A 7,751-nucleotide genomic window follows, 5' to 3' on the forward strand; every position below is an offset into this window, starting at 1 on the left:
TTTTATGGCTTCAAGCAAACGGATTTCAGGTTTAACCGAAAAAGCCCATTTTGACTTGAATGAGTTTTTCCAACTCCGGCAGGACGCGGCGGCGTGAGACGAAGAAGATAATGTGGTCGCCGTCTTGCAGGATGGTTTCGGTGTGGTGTCCCATGATGACTTCGCCGGTTTCGCCGCGGACGATGGCGGCGATGTAGCAGTCGCTCGGCCATTTGATGCCGCTGATGCGGCGGCCGACGATGGAGGAAGTGTTTTTATCGCCGTGTACCACCACTTCGATGGCTTCGGCCGTACCGCGGCGCAAAGGATGGACGGCAACGATGTCGCCGCGGCGGATGTGGGCCAGAATGGAGCCGATGGTAATCAGATGGGGAGAAACAACGATGTCGATTTTGTTACCTTCGAGCAAATCGACGTAGCTTGAGCGGTTGACGATGGTAATTACGCGTTTGGCACCAAGGTTTTTCGCCAACAGACTGGACATGATGTTGTTTTCGTCATCATTGGTCAGCGCGCAGAAGACGTCGATTTCGTCGATGTATTCTTCGTCCAGCAGGGTTTCGTCGGTGGCTGAACCTTGCAGGACGAGGGTGTTGTCCAGATTCTCGGCCAGCCATTCGGCGCGGTGGGGTTTGTATTCGATGATTTTGATGTCGTATTTGGATTCGAGCTGCTTGGCGAGGCGGTAGCCGATGTTGCCGCCGCCGGCAATCATGATGCGGCGGGTACGCGCTTCTTTCGGACGCAATTCGCGCATGATGGCTTCAACGCTGTTGATGTCGGCGGCAAACAGGACTTCATCGCCTTCGATGATGACGGTTTGCGGGGTGGGGACGATCAGGCGGTTGTTGCGGTAGATGGCGCAGATTTGGCAGTCAACGCCTTCGAGCAGGTGCTGGTTGATGTCGGCAATTTCACGCCCGATCAGCAACCCGCCTTTGCGGGCTTGAACAATCACCATGCGCACTTTATCGTTGGCGAAACTGAGTACCTGCAATGAGCTGGTGTAGTTGAGCAGGCCGACGAGTTGTTCGGTAACTAGCTGTTCGGGGCTGATGGTTTCGGTAATGCCGAAGATGTTGAGGCTGCCTTCTTCGGGTTTGTCGCTGCCGGCAACCGGATATTCGAGGTATTCGCTTGAGCGTACGCGTGCAATACGGCTGGGGATGTTGAACAGGTCGGCGGCGATTTTGGAGGCAACGATGTTGGTTTCGTCGCTGCGGGTCAGGGCAAGCAGGAGGTCGGAGTCCGCCGCACCTGCCTGTTCGAGGGTAAAGGGCGATGCGCCGTTGCCGACGATGGTTTGGACATCAAGGCGGCTGCTGATACGGTTGAGCGCTTTTTCGTCGATGTCGATAATAGTGACGTCGTTGCTGGGAACGGAGGCAAGGTTTTGGGCGACGGTCGAGCCGACTTGGCCGCTGCCGAGGATGAGTATTTTCACGGTAATTGAGTGTGTTCGGTAAAAATGAAATTGTAACAAAAGGCCGTCTGAAATTGGAGTTTTCAGACGGCCTGAATTTTCTTAATCAGCTAAAGAGTTACCAGTAGCCCAAAACTTTCCACCACAAGATACCGACAGTGCAGAATATCAGGATTTCAAGCACACTCATGATGAAGCCGGCTTTCCACCATTCGGTCATGGTCACATAGTTGGAGCCGTAAATGACAGGAGCGGAACCAGTGGCGTAGTGGGTCAGTGACATCATGATGCCGGTAGCGGATGCCATAACCAGGGCGAACAGCATGGGCGGTGCACCCAAGGCTAAGCCTGCGCCGTAGAATGCGCCGAACATGGCGGTAACGTGTGCCGTGCCGCTGGCGAAAACGTAGTGGGCGTAGAGATAGGCAAGCATCAACAAGGCGCAACCGGCTTCCCAACCCAAGCCGAGATGGGAGATGCCACCCTGCATGGATTCGGACAGCCATGCAATCAGTCCCAGTTTGTTGAGGAAGTTCGCCATCATGACCAAGGCGGCAAACCAGACGATGGTGTCCCACGCGCCTTTTTCTTTCAGCGCGTCGTCCCAAGTCAGTACGCCGGTCAAGAGACACAGGGAGAGGCCAAGGAAGGTGGTGGCGGTAGCATCAACTTTTACGCCGAACAGCATCTCGGGAATACCCGCCCACAAAAGCAGCAGAATCACGAAAATGCCGAGCATGATTTTTTCGTCGCGCTTCATCGCGCCCATTTCTTTCAGTTTTTCGTTGGCAAGGGCGGTCGCGTTAGGCGTTTGTTTGATTTCCGGCGGATACAGGAAATACAGCGCACCAGCGGCATCAGGAACATGGCGATCAGGCCGGGTACGACCATGGCGGCGAACCATGTGCCCCAAGAGAGGTGGATTTCCGAATTGGTGGCTTTGGCAACCAATTCGACGACCAGCGGGTTGGGCGCGGTCGCGGTAATGAAGATACAGCAGGTGATGATGTTGGCGTGGTAGTTCACCAGTGCGAGGTATTTACCGATTTTGCCCTCAGTGCCTTTTTCAGGGTCGGAATCGAAACTCAGGGCGATGGAACGCATAATCGGGTGCACAATCGCACCGCCGCGCGCGGTGTTGCTCGGCGTAACTGGACCGATGACCAAGTCCGCCAAAGCCAAGCTGTAACCTACGCCCAGTGTGCGTTTGCCGAAAAGGGAAATCAAGAGGTAGCCGATACGCATCCCCAAGCCGGTTTTCAACAAACCGCGCGAGATGATGATGGCGATACCGATCATCCAGATTAACGAGTTGTTGAGGCTGCTCAGAGCGTCTTTGGTTGCGTCGGCGGCTTTTTCGTTGGTCATGCCGATCAGCGCGACCAAGGTAATGCCCAAAATCGCCATTGCGCCGATAGGCATGGCTTTGCCGATGATGCAGGCGATAATACCGACGAACAACGCCAAAAGGTGCCATGCGTCGGGCGATACGCCCTGCGGCACGGGTATGACGAACCAGATAATCAGCGTCAGCACGAGCGCAACCGCAGCAGGAATTGGCTTGAAGCCCATGTTGAGTCTCCTAGTTTGAGGTATCAGGGAAATCGGATTTCAGACGACGTGTGCCTGATTTTGGCGGGGAGAGGTCGTCTGAAACGTATTTGGGTGTGGTTATTTTTATGTTTTTCTTTTGGGGTGTTTGGGTAATGCGTATTTTTGTGTTGCCATCTTTTTCAGACGACGTTTTCTTGAGCTTTTACGTTTTGCCCTCTCCCTAACCCTCTCCCACGGGGAGAGGGGATAATGGCGCTGAAATCAACTATTATCGGATTTCCTGTAATCTGTCCCCTCTCCCCGTGGGAGAGGGTTAGGGAGAGGGTAAAACCTCAAGATACACCGTATCGTTTTTTCTGCTGGCGAAGCATCTAGTAAGTAGTTTGGGAAAGTTCGGTTGTGAAACCTAACAAATACTACAGGTATTTTTCAGACGACCTCCTATATAGAAAAGGCCGTCTGAAAACAACGCTGTTTTACTCCTGTTCTTGCGGCAGGCCGTACTCTTCGGGGAAGGTACGCAGTGAGCTTTGCAACACGGTAACTGCGCCGTCAATCAGGCCGCAGCGGCCGCTTCGGGGCAGCAGTTGGCACAGGCTTTGCAAGGCGCGGAGGTCGTCTGAAGTGCAGATGCCGGTATCCACGCGGTTGAGCAGGCGTGAAAGTTGGAACGTGCCGCCTTTGCATGGCGGGCATTGTCCGCATGAGTTGGACGCAAAAAATTCCACATACTCAGCCACTTTGCGCACGACGCTGGTGCCTTCGGAAATCACAATCATCGCGCCCGTGCCGAGGCTGGATTTGCGTTCGCGTACGGACACGAAGTCCAAAGGCACGTCCAAATCTTTGACGGTCAGGAGTGTGTTTGACGGGCCGCCGGTGAAGACGGCTTTAAACGTACGCCCTTCAAGCATACCGCCGCCGTGGTCGAAAATCAGCGATTGCAAGGTCGTGCCCATCGGCAGTTCGTACAGACCCGGATTCAATACGTCGCCGGAGAGTGAGTAGAGTTTCGTGCCTGCGGCATCGCCCAAACCCAGCGATTTGTACCATTCCGCGCCTTTGGCAAGGATTTGCGGAATATTGGCGAAGGTTTCGGTATTGTTGATAAGGGTCGGCTCACCGTTGACACCGCTTTCAGCGGGGAAAGGCGGCTTGCGGCGCGGGAAGGGGAAACCGCCTTCCAGCCATGAAATCACGGCAGTTTCTTCGCCGCCGATATAACGGCCTGAAGTTTCAACCAGTTGCAAGTCCAAAGGTTTACCCAAGTAGTTTTCGATGCGGATAAACAAATCGCTGTTTTTCCATTGCTCGATAGCCGGTGTGATGGAAGCGATGGATTCGGTTTGATGAGGGTTGACGTACAGAATCGCTTTGTTGGCACGGCAGGCAACGGCGGCAATCAGGACGCCTTCGATGACTTGGTGCGGCGTATTTGCCAATAGTACGCGGTCTTTAAATGTACCCGGTTCGTCTTCGTTGGCATTACAGACGACGTATTTGTCGCCGTGTTTGCTTTGTGCGGCAACGGCCGCCTCCCATTTGCGCCAGGTCGGGAAACCTGCGCCGCCCATGCCGCAGAGGTTGGCGTCTTGCAGCTTGGAAACGATGCTTTGAGGATCGGCAAGCGCCGCCAGCAGGCCTTCGCCGCCGCCGACTTTGCGCCACGCGGCCAAATCCGCGCCGACTTGGCGGGACGGGTGCAGTAAGTTTTGATTGGCTTGGTTCATGATTGTTGCTCCTGCAAACCGGCGTGTTCGCGCAAATCGAATTTGCCGTAGTCGGGATATAAAACGGGGGCTTTGATGTCGCTGGTCAGTCCGGCGCGGGTCATTTCGCGTTGCAGATCGTGGACGTGTCCGACACCGCCGCGCACTTTTTTCAGCGGCAGGCCGCAACCGGCGGCGGCTTTACCCGCGCGGCGGCCGAAGCTGATGATGTCCAGAAGCGCGTTGCCCATCAGGCGGTTGCGGCCGTGGATGCCGCCGGTTACTTCGCCGGCGCAATAGAGGCCTTCGACGCAGGTTGCGCCGTCGCCGTTGATTTCGACGCCGCCGTTTTGGTAGTGCAGGGTCGGATGAATCATTACAGGCTTAACAGCGGGGTCGATGCCGCATTTGTGGGCGACGTGGCCGAGCGTTACCAAACGGTTCAATACGTCGGGGTCGTTTTCAATCAAGCGCGGGGTATCGAGGAACACGCCGACCTGTCCGTCGCGCACCACGCCGCGGCCTTCGCAGCACTCGCGCAAAATGGCGGCGGCAACAACGTCGCGCGGCTGCAATTCGTCAACGAAACGCTCGCCCAAACCGTTGACCAGTTTGGTGCCTGCGGAGCGCACGGCTTCGGAAATCAGCGCGCCCGCCAAGTGCGGCGGATGGGCGACGCCGGTCGGATGGTATTGGAAGGAATCGATGTCGCGCAGTTTCGCGCCGATGCGGTATGCCATCACCAGACCGTCGGCAGTTGTGCCATAGTGGTTGGAAGTGGCGAAACCTTGCAAATGCAGGCGTCCGCTGCCGCCGGTTGCCAATACCACGGCTTTGGCGTGAACCAATACCAAAGAGCGTTTTTCCAAATCGTACAAAATCGCACCGACGCAGCGGCCGTGTTCGTCTGATAATAATTCGATGGCGGGGTGGCGGTTGAGCTGGGTGATGTTTTCGTCGAGTTCGACCGCCTCGCGCAGTACGCGCATCATTTCGAGGCCGGTAAAGTCGCGGTAGCTCAGGATGCGCGGCACGGTCGTACCGCCTGCACGTTTGCGGCTCAACATGCCGTTGCTGTCCGCGCCTTTGGCAAGGTCGAAAGTCATGCCCAAGCCGATCAGCCAGCGGATGGCGGACGGCGCGTCGGTAACCATTTGCGCCACCAATTCTTTCTTGCCTGCGTTGTGGCCGCCTTTGATGGTGTCGTCAAAGTGCTGCTGCAAGCTGTCTTCCGCGCCGACCGCCGCCTGAATGCCGCCTTCTGCCATTACGGTATTGCTGTCGCCGATACGCAGCTTGTTCGCCATAATCACGCGCGCACCTGCTTCGGTTGCAGACAACGCCGCCGCCGCACCCGCACCACCGCCGCCGATAACCAGCACGTCGGTGTTCAAGTGTTCCGCGCCCGACAAATCATAGTCGTCAATCAGCGGATGACTGATCAGCAGTTTCGCCAAATCAGGATGGCAGTAATCGCCCGTATTCGGACCGATGGGCAGTTTGACGCGCGCATTGGCCTGATAGTCGGGGTGAAACTGGCTCAACAATTCGTTTTTTTCCGGCAGGTCGCCACGCAGTTCCAATGAGGAAGCGCGCAGGTTGGCAAGGGCGGTTTCGTAGTCTATGCCTTGGATTTCATTCGCCATCACATTGCCTCCTCTTTAAATTTGACTTTCATTTTGCCACTGTCGATTTCGCGCAGGCGGCGCATCAAATCCACCGGACGCAGCGTGCGCGCCGCTTTCATGCGGCGGGCGAACAGGCCTAAGTGGTTCGGACGGATGTGTTCGGGACAGGAAAGGGTGCAGAGGTTGCACATCACGCATTGGTCGAAGGTCAGCGCAGCCGCGCCGAAATCGCCAGATACCACCTGCGCTACGCCGTTTTCCACTTCCAAACCTTTGGGGCAGGCGCGGTTGCAGCCGCCGCAATGACGGCAGTGTTGCGCTTCGGGGAAGGCTTTGGCGGTGTCATCCAGCCAGTTCCAGCCGTCGCCGACCTCGCTCACGTCGTAATATTGGATATGCTCGGGAATGAAGTAGTCCAAGAAGCTGACCTGCATCCCTTCTTCGACTTTGGTTTCACACGCCAACGCAGTCGTTACCTCGCGCTCACCTTCCTTGCGGATCATACAGCGGCACGAACCGCACACGCCTTGCCCCATGCAGCCGACGTTGGCAGTAATCGCGCTGCCGGCATGGGCATAGGCCTGAATGATTGACGAGTCGGCGGAAGCTTTGACTTCATGGCCGTCTATGGTCAGGGTTAACAAATTTTCACTCATGGTTTGTTCCTGTGAAATTGGAAGTTGGAATAGTGGATAATTTAATTAATTGTATTTTTATTACATTTATTGCGTGTGAGGAAATATCCAAGTTATTTACTCAGAAATTCTTTTAAAATCAATATTTATCTGTATGAGTCGAAGTGTATTAGAATTTAGTGGTTTTGATGATAGGGATAACCTAAGGTTTCATAGAGGAATGATTGTAAACAAAATATGCCTATTATTTAGATAAATTTATTTCAATTATTTGATTTTAAATATAAAATAAAATTACTTTTTTAGTATAAATTTTAAAATATTCGTCTATTTGCTAGTAAAAATCATTGTTATATATTAGATAATTTTGCATAGATTGTTGTATATATTGAATAATATTTTGTTGCGTAAGCAAGTGAAAAGACTGTTATAAAATTTCAGAAAATCAAACAAGTTTGATATCAGTCAAGAAGATTGAAGGAGAAAATGACACGGATTTTACAATTGTGTATTGTATTGGAAAATAAGAAAGGCTGTCTGAAATTTTGTTATTTTCCTTTTAAATACAAGCTACTAAATTTCTTTCTCAGATACTTAAGGCAAATATTTTCAGACGGCCGTGCAATAAGATTATCATTTAAAAACAATGTAATTTTACTTCTATTTAAGTGAATGGCTAGTGGATATAGATTATCAATAACCAAGTAATTTAATGCGATATTAAATTTCATTTAAATCAATAAGGTATGAAAATGATATTGTCTGGGTCATTCATTTGAAAGCACTATTACACTATTGAAGG

At 53.1% G+C, this 7,751-nt stretch carries 4 protein-coding genes and 1 pseudogene; all 5 read right to left on the bottom strand.

The features are described from left to right. Positions 1-31 precede the first annotated feature (31 nt). The 5 genes and pseudogenes from trkA to ACTHUT_RS11470 all read right to left on the bottom strand — a co-directional run bounded on the left by trkA (position 32) and on the right by ACTHUT_RS11470 (position 6,970). Entirely contained in the window at positions 32-1,444 is a 1,413-nt protein-coding gene (trkA, locus tag ACTHUT_RS11450) for a Trk system potassium transporter TrkA (protein ID WP_070633363.1), read from the bottom strand. A gap of 97 nt (positions 1,445-1,541) precedes the next feature. Further along, positions 1,542-2,995 (bottom strand): annotated as a pseudogene (locus tag ACTHUT_RS11455) (DASS family sodium-coupled anion symporter). 458 nt (positions 2,996-3,453) lie between these two features. Next, positions 3,454-4,707, bottom strand: a complete 1,254-nt coding sequence (locus ACTHUT_RS11460) for a complex I 51 kDa subunit family protein (RefSeq protein WP_250600187.1) — start codon at positions 4,705-4,707, stop codon at positions 3,454-3,456. Beyond that, the gene (locus tag ACTHUT_RS11465; RefSeq protein ID WP_250600189.1) at positions 4,704-6,332 is read right to left on the bottom strand and encodes an FAD-binding protein; all 1,629 of its coding nucleotides are present in this window, start codon (positions 6,330-6,332) and stop codon (positions 4,704-4,706) included. Before ACTHUT_RS11465 ends, ACTHUT_RS11460 begins: the two co-directional genes overlap by 4 nt. Further along, entirely contained in the window at positions 6,332-6,970 is a 639-nt protein-coding gene (locus tag ACTHUT_RS11470; protein WP_250600191.1) for a 2Fe-2S iron-sulfur cluster-binding protein, read from the bottom strand. The genes ACTHUT_RS11465 and ACTHUT_RS11470 overlap by 1 nt, the downstream gene beginning before the upstream one ends. Between the last annotated feature and the right edge of the window lie 781 nt (positions 6,971-7,751).

It is taken from the genome of Neisseria sp. P0022.S010 (genome assembly GCF_051956635.1).